Origin of the sequence: Sphingomonas sp. AP4-R1 (assembly GCF_013113735.1) — a bacterium.
GTDB lineage: Bacteria > Pseudomonadota > Alphaproteobacteria > Sphingomonadales > Sphingomonadaceae > Sphingomonas_I.
The window spans coordinates 1,013,378-1,028,082 of record NZ_CP053346.1; the positions used below are offsets into that span (position 1 = coordinate 1,013,378).

Sequence of the window (14,705 nt, forward strand, 5' to 3'; positions counted from 1 at the left end):
GGATACTATCGGCCCGCGCGCGCGCCCACGCAAGCGAGGATGCGGCGCAGATCGCGACCCGTGCGCTCCTGCGTCCCTCCGGTGGAGAGGATGAAATCGGCACGCCGCCTCTTTTCCGCGTCGGGCGTCTGCAAGGCTCTGATTCGGGCCAGTTTCGCCGCCGTCATGCCCGGCCGGGCGAGCACCCGCTTGCGCTGTTGCCACGCCGCCGCCGACACCACGACGATCGCATCCACCCGACGCCAGCCGCCTTTTTCGAACAGCAAAGGGATATCGAGCACGACGACTCGGCGCGCCCGATAGCGGCGGACAAAGGCGCGACGCGAACGCTCCACGGCGGGGTGGATCACATGCTCCAGCCGCTCCAGCGCCGCGCGATCCCCGAACACCGCCTGCCCCAGTTTCTCGCGATCGAGGCCGCCCGCATGCGTCGTGCCGGGAAAGAGCGCCTCGATCGCGGGGAGCAGGGCGCCGCCGGGCCCCTGCAGGCGACGCACCTCCGCATCGGCATCGAAGATCGGGATACCGAGTTCGCGGATCATCGCCGCCACGGTCGATTTGCCCATGCCGATCGATCCGGTGAGGCCAATCACGATGCTCACGGACGCGCCGCCGCGCTCAGGCCGTGAGCAGCAGGCGGAGCGCCGCGTCGCTCTCGGGATCGGAGGGCGGCTCCGCGTCGAACAGCAGGCGGAAAGCGATGCGCGCCTGGCCGAGCAGCATCTGCAGCCCGTCGATCGCCGGATGGCCGAGCGCACGCGCCTGCTTCAGCAGCGGCGTCTCCAGCGGCGAATAGACCGCGTCATAGATGATCGCGCCGGGCGGCATGTGGCTGAAATCCACATCCAGCGCGGGCTGGCCGGTCATGCCCAGCGGTGTCGCGTTGACCACCACATCCAGCCGCCCGTCCGTCTCCTTCCAGTCGAAATCCTGCGGCTGAGAGAAATGGGCGAGATCGACGACATGGACGTGCGCGGGATCGAACCCCGCCGCGATCTCGGCCGCGGCCTCTTCCTTGCGCGCGGCGAGGATCAGCGTGAAACCCTTGCTCCACAGGCCATGCGCGATCGCACGCGCAGCGCCGCCCGAACCGAAGATCCGCGCCGTGCGCAGCAGATGCCGCTCTTCCAGCCAGGGCTTCAGCGGTTCGAGGAAGCCATCGGCGTCGCTATTATAGCCCTTCAGCTTCCCGTCCCGCGCGACGATCGTGTTGACCGCGCCGATCCTGCACGCGACCGGATCGATCGCGTCGAGCAGAGGAAGAACCGCCTGCTTGTGTGGGATCGTGACGTTGCAGCCGCGCCAGTCCGGATCGGAGCGCCGTCCGTCGAGAAAGCTCGCCAGATCCTCGGGGCGGACATGCGCGCGGCGATAATCGCCCGCCAGCCCCAGCCGCTCCAGCCAGAACGTGTGGATGATCGGCGATTTCGAATGGGCGATCGGATCCCCGATCACCTCTGCGTAAATGCTCATGCCTGGATCACGCCCCGGATGCGAAGCCAGTCGAGCAACGGCAGCAGCGGCAGGCCCATGATGGTGAACTGGCTTCCCTCAATCCGCGCGAACAATTGCGCGCCGAGCCCCTCGATCCGATAGCCGCCGACGCAGCCGCCGATCGCGGGCCATTCGTCCTCCAGATAGGACTCGAGAAACGCATCGGAGAAAGGCCGCATCGTCATCTTCGCGACATCGACATAGCGCCAGATCGGCGCGCCGCCGAGCGCGACGACGGCCGCGCTCGTCAGCCGATGCGTGGTGCCGGCAAGCGCGGCAAGCTGGTCGCGCGCTTCCTCGCGGCTCTCGGCCTTGTCGAGCAGCGCGCCATCGGACGCCTGCACGGTGGAATCGCAGCCCAGCACCAGCGCATCGGGATAGCGGCGCGACAGCTTCACCGCCTTCAGCTCGGCCAGCGCATCGGCCAGCCCGCGCCCGTCATAGCCCTCGGCCTGAAAGGCGAGCTTCGCGGCCTCCTCGTCCACCCCCGCCGCCTCGGCACGGAAAGGCACGCCAGCGGCCTCCAGCATGGCGCGGCGCGAGGAGGATTGGGAGGCGAGGATCAGGTCTGTCATGCTTTCTGCCCGGTGGCGCGTGCGCCCAGAAGGTTGATGATGGCGGCCGCGGTTTCCTCGATCGAACGGCGCGTGACGTCGATCACCGGCCAGCCCTTGTCCGCGAAGATGCGCCGCGCGAAAGCCAGTTCGCCCGCCACCGCCTCCTGATCGACATATGGCGTCTCCGTCACCTGATTCAGCGACAGCAGGCGGTTGCGGCGGATCTGGATCAGCCGGTCGGGACTGGTCGTGAGGCCGACGACGAGCGGATTTTTCAGCGAATAGAGGATCGGCGGCGGCGGACTTTCCACCACCAGCGGAATGTTCGCGACCTTGTAGCCGCGATTGGCGAGATAGATGGAGGTGGGCGTCTTCGAGCAGCGCGAGACGCCCGCGAGCAGGATGTCCGCCTCCTCCCAATCCTCGGGCGCGATCCCGTCATCATGCGCGATCGTGAACTGGATCGCATCCACGCGCGCGAAATAGGCCGCGTCCAGCGTGTGCTGGCGGCCGGGCTTGGCCTTGGCCTCCTGCCCCAGCAGCCGCTGCAGCGCATCCGTCACCGGATCGAGCGCGGCGACATGCGGCAGGCCCGCGACCTGGCAGCGCTGCTCCAGTGTGCGGCGCACCTCCGAATTGACGAGCGTATAGATGATGAGCCCCGGCCGCTGGAGGATCTCCCCCATCACGCGATCCAGATGCCCTTCGGATCGGACCATCGGCCAGAAATGCTTGATCGTCTCCACCCCGTCGAACTGGGCGATGCCGGCCTTGGCGATCGCCTCGAGCGTTTCGCCGGTGGAATCGGACAGGAGGTGGAGATGCAGACGCATGAAAACCGGCTCTAGTTACTCTTCCACCGGCGGGGAAGCGGCACCGGAGCGCGAGAAGCGCTCCGGAATCGGCCCTATGAGAAGCCTGTGGAAAAATATGGGGGCGACTCGCGCCGAAAAGCCGTGGGCAGGCTCGGGGATGCCCTGCGATCCCCGCATCGAAACAGTGATCCCGCCTTTTTTCCACAGGGGATCAAACGAAACGGGCACCTGTGGATAACGGGGGCAGTTTGATCGACTCGTCGAATCTAAAGGAGAATCTCGGGCGTCAATCTGTTGGCAAGTCCGACACCGGTGAATAAATCCCGCTTCCGGCCCGCCTACAGACTCCTACAGACTCCTTTCTAAACTCTATTGAATCAGAAGAAGGGTGGATCCGATTCCGGCGAATGACGTGCCCGAGAGCCTGACCGACCGTCCCCTCCTCGCCGTTTTGCGCGGCGAGCGGCGCGATCCCCCGCCTGTGTGGCTGATGCGCCAAGCCGGCCGCTATCTCCCTGAATATCGGGCGTTGCGGGAGGCCAAGGGCGGCTTCCTCGCCATGTGCTATGATCCGGAAACGGCAGCCGCGATCACGCTCCAGCCGATCCGGCGGTTCGGCTTCGACGGGGCGATCCTGTTTTCCGACATTCTCGTGATTCCCCATGCACTTGGGCAGGATCTGTGGTTCGAGACCGGCGAAGGCCCGCGGCTCGCCCCGCCGCTGCTGGATGGCGATCTCAGCGGGTTGAGCGCGAAGACGTCCCTGCTCGATCCAGTCTATGAGACGGTGCGCCGGGTGGTGGCGGAGCTTCCGGCCGGGACGACGATGCTGGGCTTCGCGGGATCGCCCTGGACGGTGGCGACCTACATGGTGGCGGGCGCCGGATCGAAGGACCAGGGTGCGGCGCGAAGGCTCGCCTATGGCGATCCGATCGCCTTCCAGCGCGTGATCGACGCGATCGTCGGCCTCACGATCGACTATCTGATCGGCCAGATCGATGCCGGCGTGATGGCGGTGCAGCTGTTCGACAGCTGGGCCGGCACGCTCGCGCCGGATGAATTCCGTCGCTGGGTGGTCGCACCCAATCGTGCCATCGTGGATGCGGTTCGCGCCGCGCGCCCGGATGCGGCGATCATCGGCTTTCCGAAGGGGATTGGCGAGAAGCTGCCATTCTATGCGCGGGAAACCGGCGTGGATGCGCTCGGTCTGGACGAGACGATCGATCCGGCCTGGGCGGACGAGGCCTTGCCCAAGGGCTTGCCGGTGCAGGGAAATCTCGATCCGCTGGCGCTCATCGCCGGTGGCGCGGCACTGGAACGCGCGGTCGGCACGATCCGCGCGGCGCTCAACACGCGGCCCCATATCTTCAATCTCGGCCACGGAATTCTGCCGGAAACGCCGGTATCGCATGTCGAGCGACTGATCGCTATGGTCCGCCAATGACCCCCCTGAGCCTGGGAGCCGTGCTCGCCTTGACGTATGAATGGATCAAGGCCGGCCATGTCATTTTCGTGATCTTCTGGATCGCGGGCCTGTTCATGCTGCCGCGCTATTACATCTACCATCAGGAATCCCCGCCGGGCTCGGCCGAGGAGAAGCGCTGGATCGATCGCGAGCGGAAGCTGCGCAACATCATCATCACGCCCTCGATGATTCTCGTCTGGCTGTTCGGCGGCATCCTCGCCTGGCAGCTCGGCCTGTTTTCGGGCGGCGGCGGGCTCGGCTGGCTGCACCTGAAGATCCTGCTGGTGCTCGGCCTGTCCGGCTATCACGGCTACATGGTCGGCTATGGCAAGAAGCTGGCGCGTGGCGAGCGGCCGGTGAGCGGCAAGGCGCTCAGGATGATGAACGAAATTCCGGGGATCGTGACCGCCGTGATCGTCATTCTGGTGATCGTGAAGCCGTTCTGATCGGGATTGTCGATTGAAGGGGCTTGCGGGCCATGACTCGGACCACCATCTGACGGCTTGACGACAGGCGACGCGGCATTTACGCCTCCGCCAAAGGCCCAACGCGTTCTGCGCGGGTCTCCAGCCTTCAAGCTCAGAAGAATGTCGCCCGCTCCGGCCCGCGCGTCTCCCCTCCCCCGATCCATCACCGGACTGCCCAGATGCACCTGAAAGACCTCAAGAAAAAAACGCCCGCCGAACTGGTCGCCATGGCCGAGGAGCGCGGCGTCGAGGGCGCATCGACGATGCGGAAGCAGGATCTGATGTTCGGCATCCTCAAGGCCGAGGCCGAAGAGGGCGAGCAGATCCTGGGTCTGGGTACGATCGAGGTGCTGCAGGACGGCTTCGGATTCCTCCGCAGCCCCGAGGCGAACTATCTCGCCGGGCCCGACGACATCTATGTCTCGCCGAACCAGGTCCGTAAATTCGGCCTGAGAACCGGTGACACGGTGGAAGGCGAGATTCGGGAGCCGAAGGACGGCGAACGCTATTTCGCGCTCACACGGCTCACACAGGTCAATTTCGACGATCCCTCGGCCGTCCGCCACCGCGTCAATTTCGACAATCTGACGCCGCTCTACCCCGAGCAGAAGCTGACGCTGGATCCGCAGGATCCGACCAACAAGGATAAATCCAGCCGCGTGATCGATCTGGTCAGCCCGCAGGGCAAAGGCCAGCGCACGCTGATCGTGGCGCCGCCGCGCGTCGGCAAGACGGTGATGCTCCAGAACATCGCCAAGGCGATCACGGACAATCACCCCGAAGTGTTCCTGATCGTGCTGCTGATCGACGAGCGGCCGGAGGAAGTGACCGACATGCAGCGCTCGGTGAAGGGCGAGGTCGTCTCCTCCACCTTCGACGAGCCCGCGACGCGCCACGTGCAGGTCGCCGAGATGGTGATCGAGAAGGCCAAGCGCCTCGTCGAGCACAAGAAGGACGTCGTGATCCTGCTCGATTCGATCACGCGCTTGGGCCGTGCCTACAACACGGTCGTGCCGTCGTCGGGCAAGGTGCTGACGGGCGGTGTCGATGCCAATGCGCTCCAGCGGCCGAAGCGATTCTTCGGTGCGGCGCGCAACATCGAGGAAGGCGGCTCGCTCTCCATCATCGCGACGGCCCTGATCGATACGGGCAGCCGCATGGACGAAGTGATCTTCGAAGAGTTCAAGGGCACCGGCAACTCGGAAATCGTGCTGGACCGCAAGGTGGCCGACAAGCGCATCTTCCCGGCGATGGACGTCGGCAAGTCCGGCACGCGCAAGGAGGAGCTGCTGCTCGACAAGAGCAAGCTCTCCAAGATGTGGGTGCTGCGCCGGATCCTCATGCAGATGGGCACCACCGATGCGATGGAGTTCCTGCTCGACAAGATGAAGGATTCGAAGACCAACGAGGATTTCTTCGACTCGATGAACCAGTAATCCGCAGCCGGGCCTGCCGCATATTGCGGCAGGACTCCGGCAAGGACGGTCGGCGGGCCAAAGGCCCGTCCGATGCGTGGGCTTTGCCCACGCGACACCCCGATACCGCCATCATGCTGAACCTGTTTCAGCACTCATGAACCGACCTGTCTGCCCCGCCTGCCCTCGGCGGCGGGCACTGGATGCTGAAACAAGTTCGGCATGACGGTCGGGATGAATCGACAGGCCCGTCCCGGCCCGATAACAGCAACCTATGCTCGAGCTTTGGCAGCACATCGTCGCGGATTTCGCGAGTTTCGGATCGACGGCGGCGCTGGCCGCTTTCGGCCAGGTGCTGATGATCGACGTGATGCTGGCGGGCGACAATGCGATCGTGGTCGGCGCGCTGGCGGCGGGCTTGCCGGCCGAGCAGCGTCGCAAGGTGATCCTGATCGGCATTCTCGCGGCGCTGGTGCTGCGGATCGCATTCGCCCTGATCGTCACGCAATTGCTGCAGGTGGTAGGCCTCGTTTTCGCGGGTGGGCTGCTGCTGTTGTGGGTCGCGTGGAGGATGTGGCGCGAGCTGCGCGACGATCCCAAGACCGAAGCGCACGAAGATCTGAAGCCCGTGCGGAGCTTCGCCGCTGCCGCATGGGCGGTCGCGGTGGCCGACATCAGCATGAGCCTGGACAATGTGCTGGCGGTGGCCGGCGCCGCGCGCGCGCATCCGGGCATCCTCATCATCGGGCTGGTGCTGTCGGTGATCCTGATGGGTGTGGCGGCCAATGTGCTGGCCAAGGTGATCGAGCGCTATCGCTGGATCGCCTATTTCGGCCTGCTGGTGATCCTCTACGTCGCCGCCAAGATGATCTACGACGGGATCACGAACACCGACGTGGGGTTGCTGACGCTTTTCTCCTGACGCTGTCTTCCCAGGAAGCCATCGTCATTGCGAGCGTAGAGAAGCTATCTAGCTCCGAGTGGGGGACTGGATTGCTTCGCTGCGCTCGCAATGACGAATGTTTCTCAGACGGCTTCAGGGAATCAGGATGGTCGAGCCGGTCGTCGCCCGGCTTTCGATCGCTTCCTGCGCCTTGCCCGCCTCCGCCAGCGGCCATTCCGCACCGATATCGACGCGGACCTTGCCCGATTCCAGCATCGCGAACAGGCGATCCGCAGCAGCGGTGCGCTCCTCCGGCGTCGCGGTATAGTCGCCCAGGGTCGGCCGGGTGAGAAACACCGATCCGGCGCGCATCAGCGCCAGCGGCGCGACCGGATCGACGGGGCCCGAGGCATTGCCGAAGCTGATGATGAGCCCCCGCTTCGCGACCGAGGCGATCGATGGCGCCCAGCTGTCGCGTCCGACACTGTCGAACACGACATCCACGCCCCGGCCACCGGTCGCGGCGCGGACCTGCTCGGCAAGGCCCTCCAGAGGCCCGTGGAACGCGTGATCCGCGCCGAGGCGCTGCGCACGGGCGGCCTTCTCCGGCGTGCCGGTATGGGCGATCACCGTGGTGCCAAGAGCCTTCAGCCATTGGATCAGCAGCGATCCCACGCCGCCGGCTGCGGCATGGACGAGCGCCGTCTGCCCGGCCTGCACCTTGCCGCACGCGCCGACCAGCATATCGACGGTCAGGCCCTTCAGCATGGCGGCAGCCGCAATGCGGGAGTCGACCCCATCTGGCAGACGCACCAGCGGCGCGGCCGGCATGGTGCGGACGCTGCAATAGGCGCCCAGCGGCCCACCGGCATACGCGATGCGATCACCGGGGGTGACGTGGGTGACGCCCTCCCCCACCGCCTCGACGATGCCAGCGGCTTCCGTGCCGAGGCCGCTTGGCAGATCGAGCGGATAGACGCCCTTGCGATAATAGATGTCGATGAAATTGACGCCGATCGCCTCGTGGCGGACGCGCACCTCGCCCGGACCCGGCTCGGAGAACACGGCGGGTGCCTGCTCCAGGACCTCGGCGCCGCCCGTGCGCGGCACGACGATGCGGATGTCGCTCATGCCAGATACCCCGCGAAGAAATCGCGCGTGCGCCCCTCGGCGATCAACGCGGCGGTGTCGCTGCGGCGCTTGCCGGCTGTGTCGGCGAAGCCATGATCGACGCCGGCATATTCCTCGATCGCGACATGGTGATTGCCGTCGAGCGCGGCGTGGATCTTGCCCCGCGCCTCCTGGCTGATGAAGCCGTCCTCCTCCGCGAAATGGAGCAGCAGCGGTTTCGCGATGGCGTGCGCTTCGGCGAGATACAGCGGGATGGCGGCGCCATAGAAGCCGACGCTGGCATCCACATCGGTGCGCGTGGCGGCGAGATAGGCGATACCGCCGCCCATGCAGAAACCGACGATGCCGACCTTGCCGCCCGTCATCAATGCGCGGGCGGCGCGGATCACCGCCTCGACATCCTCTATCCCTTTGTTAAAATTGAACTTTGTTCGGATTTCGAAGGCGTCCGCCATCTCTTCCGGCACATCGGGATTCACGTCGTAGCCGGGGGCGAAGCGCCAGAACATGTCCGGTGCCAGCGCCAGATAGCCGAGCGCGGCCCAATCGTCCGCTTTCTGGCGGATGCCGGCATTCACGCCGAAAATCTCCTGGATCACGATGATCGCGGCCTTGGGCGGCCCGGAGGGAAGCGCGCGATAGACCGAGAAGCTGCCTGAGCCGTCCAGCGCGGCCACGTCCATCCGATCACCCATGCGCTCGATCCTCCTGATCCTGGGCCGAAAGCGCGCTTTTGTGCGTCCCTCGACGGTTTCGCCACGATCCTCTACCAATCGCCCGACCTCGCGCAACGGGATGTGGCCGGCCATGAACATTACGATGAACATCGATTGCACGCCGGAGGAGGCCCGCCGCCTGATGGGCCTGCCCGATATGGCGCCGATCCATGACCTTTACATGGACAAGCTGAAGCAGACGATGGGCGAAGGCTTCACCCCCGAGGTGATCGAGAATATGATGCGATCGTGGACGCCGATGGGCGAAGTGGGCTTCGGCGTATGGAAGCAGCTGATCGATCAGATGACGGGTTCGGCGACGAAGAAATGACGCTCTCCTCCGCGGGGGACACCATCTTCGCGCTTTCGAGCGGAGCGCCGCCGGCTGCCATCGCGATCGTCCGGGTGAGCGGGCCGGGTGCCGGACCGGCGCTGGCGGCGATCGCCGGATCGGTGCCGGAGCCCCGCCGGGCGCGCCATGCGGCGCTGCGGGACGATGACGGCGCCTTGATCGATCGGGCCCTGCTTCTGTGGATGCCGGGGCCGAACTCCGCGACGGGCGAAGATCTGGCGGAGTTTCATCTGCATGGTGGCCGCGCGGTGGTGGCGGCGTTGTTCGATCGGTTGGCGGGGCTGCCGGGATTGCGGAGTGCCTTGCCCGGCGAATTCACCCGGCGGGCCTTTCTCCATGGCCGGATCGACCTGACCGAAGCCGAGGGGCTCGCGGATCTGCTGAGCGCGGAGACCGCGGGCCAGCATCGGCGCGCTCTCCGCATGGCCGAGGGCGGATTAGGCCGGATCATCGAGCGGTGGCGGTCTGTCCTGCTGGGCCTTTCGGCACAGATCGAGGCGGCGATCGAATTCGGCGAATCCGACGAGGAGGTCGGCACCGCGATCCGGATCGACGGGGCGTTGGCCGAATTGGCGGGTGAGGCCAAGGCCTTGCTGGCGGCGCCTCCGGCCGAACGGCTGCGGGATGGCCTGCGGATCGTGGCGGCAGGGCCCCCGAATTCCGGTAAATCCACCCTTATCAATGCCTTGGCGGGGCGAGAGGTGGCGTTGGCCACGCCGATTGCGGGCACGACGCGCGATATCATCGAGGCGCCCGTACGGCTGGATGGTCATGCCATCCTGCTCACGGATACGGCGGGGTTGCGTGATGGTGCGGAGGAGGTCGAGCGTCTCGGTATCGCCCGCGCGCGGAATGCGATCGATGGCGCCGACCTGATCCTGTGGTGCGGAGCGCCGGAGGACTGCCCTGCCCCCGATCGGAGCCTCCTGCTTCACACGCGCGCGGATGAGCGGAGTGATGTGGCGCCGGTGGGAAGCCTCGGCGTTTCGATCCATGACCCGAATAGCCTGATCGCGTTGCGGCGCAGCATCGATGCCAAAGCGCATCTGCTGGCAGGGCCTGACGATGCCCTGTCTCTCAACGCACGGCAAAGGGCGTTGGTGGGGACGATCGCGGAAGAACTGGCGGTGGCCTCGTCAATGCTCGATCCGATCCTGCAGGCGGAGCATCTTCGGATCTGTCGCGATGCCCTGGATCGGCTGGTGGGGCGATCCGGCGTCGAGGACATGCTCGACAGTCTGTTCGGTCGTTTCTGCCTCGGCAAATAGTTCCACGTGGAACATCGCGCCCGCAGCCGGTAAGGGACTGCCATGTTGAGCGCGGATGTCATCATCGTCGGGGGAGGTCACGCCGGAGTCGAGGCTGCGGCTGCGGCCGCGCGGCTGGGCGCATCGGTCACTCTCGTCACCGCACGCGCCGACATGATCGGCGCGATGTCCTGCAATCCGGCAATCGGCGGGATCGGCAAAGGGCATCTCGTACGTGAGCTCGACGCATGCGGCGGGCTGATGGCGCAATCGGCGGATCAGGCTGCGATCCACTATCGAATGCTGAATCGCTCGAAGGGGCCCGCCGTCCGTGGCCCGCGCATCCAGGCGGATCGCAAGCGTTTCCGGGCCGCCATTCAGGCGGAGGTAGCGGCGCAATCGGGGCTGCGCGTGATCGAGGGATCGGTGGCCGGGCTGGCGATCGAGCGCGGTGCCGTCGCTGGAGTGTCGCTTGAGGACGGTCGCGTACTGACCGCGCGCGCCGTGGTGCTGGCGACGGGAACCTTCCTCGGTGGGCGGCTCTATTTCGGCATGGAGATTTGCGATGGCGGCCGCATCGGCGAGCCGGGCGCGCATCCCCTCGCCCGTCAGATCGCGGCCCTGGGCCTGCCGATTGCACGGCTCAAAACGGGCACCCCGCCGCGCCTCGACGGACGTCTGATTGACTGGGCGGCGCTGGAATCGCAGCCGAGCGACGATGATCCGTGGACCTTCTCGCCCGTTACCAAAAGCCGCCCCCTGCCCCAGCTGGCCTGCGCGATCAGCCGCACCTCTTCGCGGACGCACGATATCATCCGGGCCAATCTGGATCGGTCCCCGCTTTATGCCGGCGTGATCGAGGGCGTCGGACCACGTTATTGTCCGTCGATCGAGGACAAGATCGTCCGCTTCGGCGATCGCGACGGGCATCAGATCTTTCTGGAGCCCGAGGGGCTGGACGATCACGCCGTCTATCCCAACGGCCTTTCCACCTCGCTGCCGCTGGATGTGCAGCAGGCTTTGATCGCGTCGATTCCGGGATTGGAGCACGCCACGATCCTCCAGCCCGGCTATGCCGTCGAGTATGATCATATCGATCCGCGCGTGCTGGATCACGGCCTGGGGGTGCGGGACGTGCCCGGCCTGTATTGCGCGGGCCAGATAAACGGCACCACGGGCTATGAGGAAGCGGGCGCGCAGGGCCTCGTCGCGGGGATCGGCGCGGCGCGATATACAGCGGGTCTGAGCCCCGTGCGGTTCGATCGCACGCAATCCTATATCGGCGTGATGATCGACGATCTCGTGCTGCAGGGCGTGACGGAGCCGTATCGCATGCTCACGTCGCGCGCCGAGTTCCGGCTGCACTTGCGCGCCGATAATGCGGGTGCGCGGCTGGGCCGCTTCGCGCAGGAATTGGGTCTGCTGTCTGGTGAGCGATCCGAGGCGATCGATCGGCATCTGGCCGCGAAGGGCGATGTTGGTCGACTTCTGGCCCCCCGAACCGATGCCATAGCGCGGGGTACAGGCGCAGAGGCATTGGTCGCGGCCGATCCCACGCTGGCGGAGTTCGACGCCGATCTGGTCGATGAGGTCGTCGCCGATATCGCCTATCTCCCCTATGTCGAGCGGCAGCAGCGTGAGGAGCAGGCTCGTCGTGGCGGCGATGCGGCAATCGCGCTCGGCCGAATCGAAAGCTTCGGGCATATCGCTGGCTTGTCAAACGAGATGATCGAGCGACTGGATCGTGCCCGGCCCGCAACGCTGGCGGATGCGAGCCGCGTGCGCGGCATCACGCCTGCCGCATTGACCGCGATCCTGGTCGCTGTACGGCGCGCGGCATGACGGAAGAGGAAGCGCGCGTGCGCGTCGCAGAGGGTGTTTCACGTGAAACACTGGACGGGCTGGACCGGCTCGTCGCTTTGGTGAGCGAGGAAAATGCGCGCCAGAATCTGGTGTCGCCCTCGACCCTCTCGATCATGTGGAGCCGCCACATCCTGGATTCCGCGCAGCTGTTTTGGCTGGCGGAGGGGGCATCCGGATCATGGCTCGATATCGGATCGGGTGGTGGTTTTCCGGGCCTCGTCATCGCCCTGATGCGATCCGACCTCACCATATTGGCCGAGCCGCGCAGCAAGCGAGCCACCTTTCTGCGCGAAACGGCCGATGCCCTGGGCATCGTAGATCGGGTTCGGGTGGCGGCCTCGCGTGTGGAAACGGCCCCGATCGATACGCCCGTTTCGATCGTGAGCGCGCGCGCCGTTGCCGCCCTTCCCGCTCTGTTCGCGATGGCGGCCCGCCACACGACAAAAAATACGCTCTGGCTGCTGCCAAAGGGCCGATCTGCGGCGGATGAGGTGGCGGAGGCCGCGCGGGAATGGCAGGGTGATCTGCGCCTCGTGCCGAGTCTCTCCGATCCCGATTCGGCGATCGTCGTGGCGCGGGCCATGCGGAGGATAAGCGGATGAACCGGATCGCGATCGCGAATCAGAAGGGTGGCGTCGGCAAGACGACGAGCGCGATCAACATCGCGACCGGCCTCGCAGCCGCCGGCAAGCGCGTGTTGCTGATCGATTTCGATCCGCAGGGCAATGCCTCCACCGGCCTCGGCATCGACCAGCATAGCCGCGCGGCGTCGTCCTACCAGCTCGTCACCGGGGCGGCCGGGCTCGACGAATGCGTGCGCGCGACCAGCGTACCCAAGCTCGATATCGTCCCCGCGACGCAGGATCTTTCCGCGATCGAGGTAGAGCTGGTGGATGAAGCCGATCGCGCGCATCGCCTCGCCAAGGCACTGGATCAGGCGAACAGCCGCTGGGACATCTGCCTGATTGATTGCCCGCCCTCGCTCGGGCTGCTGACGATCAACGCGCTAGTCGCCTCCTCCTCCTTGCTGGTACCCCTCCAGTGCGAGTTCTTCGCGCTGGAGGGGCTCAGCCAGCTGCTCCACACGGTCGAGCGTGTGCGTCAGCGGCTCAACCCCGATCTCGCTATCCTGGGAATTGCCCTCACCATGTATGATCGCCGTAATCGCCTGTCGGAACAGGTCGCGCAGGATGTGCGCGCCGTGATCGGCGATCTCGTTTTCAACACCGTGATTCCGCGCAACGTGCGCCTGTCCGAGGCGCCGAGCCATGGCCTCCCTGCCCTCGTTTACGATCATCGCTGCCCCGGATCGGAGGCCTATATCGCGCTTGTGCGCGAAATGATCGGCCGTCTGCCCCAGCCGGCCAAGGCGGCCGCATGAGCGAAGTGAAGCGTGGGCTAGGCCGTGGTCTGTCGGCCCTGCTCGGGGATGTTCAGCGCGAGCAGCCGATCGATCCGGCAGCCCCCCGCGAGGGTGGCATCCGCCTGATCGACGTTGCCGCGATCAAGCCCAATCCCGATCAGCCGCGTCGTCATTTCGACGAGACCGCGCTGGAGGAACTCGCCGCCTCGCTGAAGGAGCGCGGTGTACTCCAGCCGATCATCGTCCGCACGCAGGACAGCGGCTATCAGATCGTCGCCGGCGAGCGCCGCTGGCGCGCGGCGCAGCGAGCGCAATTGCATCAGGTGCCGGCGATCGTCCGCACAATGACGGACGCCGAGACGTTCGAACTGGCGATCATCGAGAATATCCAGCGCCAGGATCTCAATGCGATCGAAGAAGCTGAGGCTTATCAAAGACTTGGCGCTGAATATGGTCATACGCAGGAAGCGCTGGGCAAGCTGGTCGGCAAATCGCGCAGCCATGTCGCCAATCTGCTGCGCCTGCTGGAGCTGCCGGGCGATGTGCGCGCGGCGGTGGCGGACGGGCGGCTCAGCATGGGCCATGCACGCGCGCTGATCACGGCCGAGGATCCCGCGACGCTGGCGGAGCAGGTGATGCGCGACGGCCTCTCGGTGCGCGACACGGAGAAGCTCGCCAAGCAGGCCAGGGGCGGCAAGGAAAAGCGCCCTGGGCCGATGGAGTATAAGGGCAGCAGCGCCGACACCGAGGCGCTGGAGCGGCAGCTGAGCGATCTGCTGGGGCTGAAGGTGGCGATCGCGCATGGGCCGAAGGGCGGCACCGTCACGATCGGCTATTCGACGCTCGATCAGCTGGATCTGATCTGCCAGCGGCTCAACGGCGGGCCGATCTGATCGGTATCCCGTCACCCCGGCAGGCTGAGGTCGCGTGAGGCGAA

The 14,705-nt window shown here is 66.0% G+C and carries 16 protein-coding genes; 10 read left to right on the top strand and 6 right to left on the bottom strand.

The features are described from left to right. Positions 1 to 5: 5 nt before the first annotated feature. From coaE to HL653_RS04940, 4 genes are read right to left on the bottom strand one after another with little or no spacing between them, the layout of a single operon-like run. Positions 6 to 566 carry a dephospho-CoA kinase gene (gene coaE, locus HL653_RS04925; protein ID WP_171746786.1) on the bottom strand — a complete coding sequence of 187 codons (561 nt, stop codon included), beginning with the start codon at positions 564 to 566 and terminating at the stop codon, positions 6 to 8. 52 nt (positions 567 to 618) lie between these two features. Next, positions 619 to 1,473: a shikimate dehydrogenase gene (gene aroE, locus HL653_RS04930; protein WP_171743530.1), complete on the bottom strand. Its 855-nt coding sequence runs from the start codon at positions 1,471 to 1,473 to the stop codon at positions 619 to 621. Beyond that, positions 1,470 to 2,069, bottom strand: coding sequence for a nucleoside triphosphate pyrophosphatase (locus HL653_RS04935; RefSeq protein WP_171743531.1), 600 nt, complete (start codon positions 2,067 to 2,069; stop codon positions 1,470 to 1,472). The genes aroE and HL653_RS04935 overlap by 4 nt, the downstream gene beginning before the upstream one ends. Further along, positions 2,066 to 2,884: a pyruvate, water dikinase regulatory protein gene (locus HL653_RS04940; RefSeq protein ID WP_171743532.1), complete on the bottom strand. Its 819-nt coding sequence runs from the start codon at positions 2,882 to 2,884 to the stop codon at positions 2,066 to 2,068. Before HL653_RS04940 ends, HL653_RS04935 begins: the two co-directional genes overlap by 4 nt. 394 nt (positions 2,885 to 3,278) lie before the next feature. Between HL653_RS04940 and hemE the strand changes: the two genes are divergently transcribed. The 4 genes from hemE to HL653_RS04960 all read left to right on the top strand — a co-directional run bounded on the left by hemE (position 3,279) and on the right by HL653_RS04960 (position 7,135). After that, positions 3,279 to 4,310: a uroporphyrinogen decarboxylase gene (gene hemE, locus HL653_RS04945; RefSeq protein ID WP_171746787.1), complete on the top strand. Its 1,032-nt coding sequence runs from the start codon at positions 3,279 to 3,281 to the stop codon at positions 4,308 to 4,310. Next, positions 4,307 to 4,777, top strand: a complete 471-nt coding sequence (locus tag HL653_RS04950; RefSeq protein WP_171743533.1) for a CopD family protein — start codon at positions 4,307 to 4,309, stop codon at positions 4,775 to 4,777. The genes hemE and HL653_RS04950 overlap by 4 nt, the downstream gene beginning before the upstream one ends. Before the next feature lie 200 nt (positions 4,778 to 4,977). After that, positions 4,978 to 6,234: a transcription termination factor Rho gene (gene rho / locus HL653_RS04955; RefSeq protein WP_171743534.1), complete on the top strand. Its 1,257-nt coding sequence runs from the start codon at positions 4,978 to 4,980 to the stop codon at positions 6,232 to 6,234. A gap of 253 nt (positions 6,235 to 6,487) precedes the next feature. Then, complete coding sequence (locus HL653_RS04960) at positions 6,488 to 7,135, top strand: TerC family protein (protein ID WP_171743535.1); 648 nt, start codon at positions 6,488 to 6,490, stop codon at positions 7,133 to 7,135. A 114-nt stretch (positions 7,136 to 7,249) separates the two neighbouring features. Here the strand turns inward: HL653_RS04960 and HL653_RS04965 are convergent, their stop codons facing one another. Together HL653_RS04965 and HL653_RS04970 are read right to left on the bottom strand one after the other, a co-directional pair. Beyond that, the gene (locus HL653_RS04965) at positions 7,250 to 8,227 is read right to left on the bottom strand and encodes a quinone oxidoreductase (protein ID WP_171743536.1); all 978 of its coding nucleotides are present in this window, start codon (positions 8,225 to 8,227) and stop codon (positions 7,250 to 7,252) included. Further along, on the bottom strand, positions 8,224 to 8,922 hold the full coding sequence (locus tag HL653_RS04970) for a dienelactone hydrolase family protein (protein ID WP_171743537.1): 699 nt from the start codon (positions 8,920 to 8,922) through the stop codon (positions 8,224 to 8,226). The genes HL653_RS04965 and HL653_RS04970 overlap by 4 nt, the downstream gene beginning before the upstream one ends. 124 nt (positions 8,923 to 9,046) lie before the next feature. Between HL653_RS04970 and HL653_RS04975 the strand changes: the two genes are divergently transcribed. From HL653_RS04975 to HL653_RS05000, 6 genes are read left to right on the top strand one after another with little or no spacing between them, the layout of a single operon-like run. Continuing rightward, positions 9,047 to 9,274: a DUF6489 family protein gene (locus HL653_RS04975; protein WP_253717556.1), complete on the top strand. Its 228-nt coding sequence runs from the start codon at positions 9,047 to 9,049 to the stop codon at positions 9,272 to 9,274. Then, positions 9,271 to 10,563 (top strand): tRNA uridine-5-carboxymethylaminomethyl(34) synthesis GTPase MnmE, encoded by a 1,293-nt coding sequence (gene mnmE / locus HL653_RS04980; protein WP_171743539.1) that lies wholly within the window; start codon positions 9,271 to 9,273, stop codon positions 10,561 to 10,563. The genes HL653_RS04975 and mnmE overlap by 4 nt, the downstream gene beginning before the upstream one ends. Before the next feature lie 42 nt (positions 10,564 to 10,605). Continuing rightward, positions 10,606 to 12,384 (top strand): tRNA uridine-5-carboxymethylaminomethyl(34) synthesis enzyme MnmG, encoded by a 1,779-nt coding sequence (mnmG, locus tag HL653_RS04985; protein ID WP_171743540.1) that lies wholly within the window; start codon positions 10,606 to 10,608, stop codon positions 12,382 to 12,384. Further along, entirely contained in the window at positions 12,381 to 13,007 is a 627-nt protein-coding gene (gene rsmG, locus HL653_RS04990) for a 16S rRNA (guanine(527)-N(7))-methyltransferase RsmG (RefSeq protein WP_171743541.1), read from the top strand. Before mnmG ends, rsmG begins: the two co-directional genes overlap by 4 nt. Further along, the gene (locus HL653_RS04995) at positions 13,004 to 13,786 is read left to right on the top strand and encodes a ParA family protein (RefSeq protein WP_171743542.1); all 783 of its coding nucleotides are present in this window, start codon (positions 13,004 to 13,006) and stop codon (positions 13,784 to 13,786) included. Before rsmG ends, HL653_RS04995 begins: the two co-directional genes overlap by 4 nt. Further along, a complete protein-coding gene (locus HL653_RS05000; protein ID WP_171743543.1) occupies positions 13,783 to 14,661 on the top strand; it encodes a ParB/RepB/Spo0J family partition protein in 879 nt (292 codons plus the stop codon). The genes HL653_RS04995 and HL653_RS05000 overlap by 4 nt, the downstream gene beginning before the upstream one ends. Positions 14,662 to 14,705: the final 44 nt, after the last annotated feature.

Excerpts from the sequence above, each read along its gene's own strand:
- coaE (WP_171746786.1), bottom strand. The coding sequence starts at position 566 with ATGGGCAAATCGACCGTGGCGGCGATGATCCGCGAACTCGGTATCCCG.
- aroE (WP_171743530.1), bottom strand. The coding sequence starts at position 1,473 with ATGAGCATTTACGCAGAGGTGATCGGGGATCCGATCGCCCATTCGAAA.
- HL653_RS04935 (WP_171743531.1), bottom strand. The coding sequence starts at position 2,069 with ATGACAGACCTGATCCTCGCCTCCCAATCCTCCTCGCGCCGCGCCATG.
- HL653_RS04940 (WP_171743532.1), bottom strand. The coding sequence starts at position 2,884 with ATGCGTCTGCATCTCCACCTCCTGTCCGATTCCACCGGCGAAACGCTC.
- HL653_RS04950 (WP_171743533.1), top strand. The coding sequence starts at position 4,307 with ATGACCCCCCTGAGCCTGGGAGCCGTGCTCGCCTTGACGTATGAATGG.
- rho (WP_171743534.1), top strand. The coding sequence starts at position 4,978 with ATGCACCTGAAAGACCTCAAGAAAAAAACGCCCGCCGAACTGGTCGCC.
- HL653_RS04960 (WP_171743535.1), top strand. The coding sequence starts at position 6,488 with ATGCTCGAGCTTTGGCAGCACATCGTCGCGGATTTCGCGAGTTTCGGA.
- HL653_RS04965 (WP_171743536.1), bottom strand. The coding sequence starts at position 8,227 with ATGAGCGACATCCGCATCGTCGTGCCGCGCACGGGCGGCGCCGAGGTC.
- HL653_RS04970 (WP_171743537.1), bottom strand. The coding sequence starts at position 8,922 with ATGGGTGATCGGATGGACGTGGCCGCGCTGGACGGCTCAGGCAGCTTC.
- HL653_RS04975 (WP_253717556.1), top strand. The coding sequence starts at position 9,047 with ATGAACATCGATTGCACGCCGGAGGAGGCCCGCCGCCTGATGGGCCTG.
- mnmE (WP_171743539.1), top strand. The coding sequence starts at position 9,271 with ATGACGCTCTCCTCCGCGGGGGACACCATCTTCGCGCTTTCGAGCGGA.
- mnmG (WP_171743540.1), top strand. The coding sequence starts at position 10,606 with ATGTTGAGCGCGGATGTCATCATCGTCGGGGGAGGTCACGCCGGAGTC.
- rsmG (WP_171743541.1), top strand. The coding sequence starts at position 12,381 with ATGACGGAAGAGGAAGCGCGCGTGCGCGTCGCAGAGGGTGTTTCACGT.
- HL653_RS04995 (WP_171743542.1), top strand. The coding sequence starts at position 13,004 with ATGAACCGGATCGCGATCGCGAATCAGAAGGGTGGCGTCGGCAAGACG.
- HL653_RS05000 (WP_171743543.1), top strand. The coding sequence starts at position 13,783 with ATGAGCGAAGTGAAGCGTGGGCTAGGCCGTGGTCTGTCGGCCCTGCTC.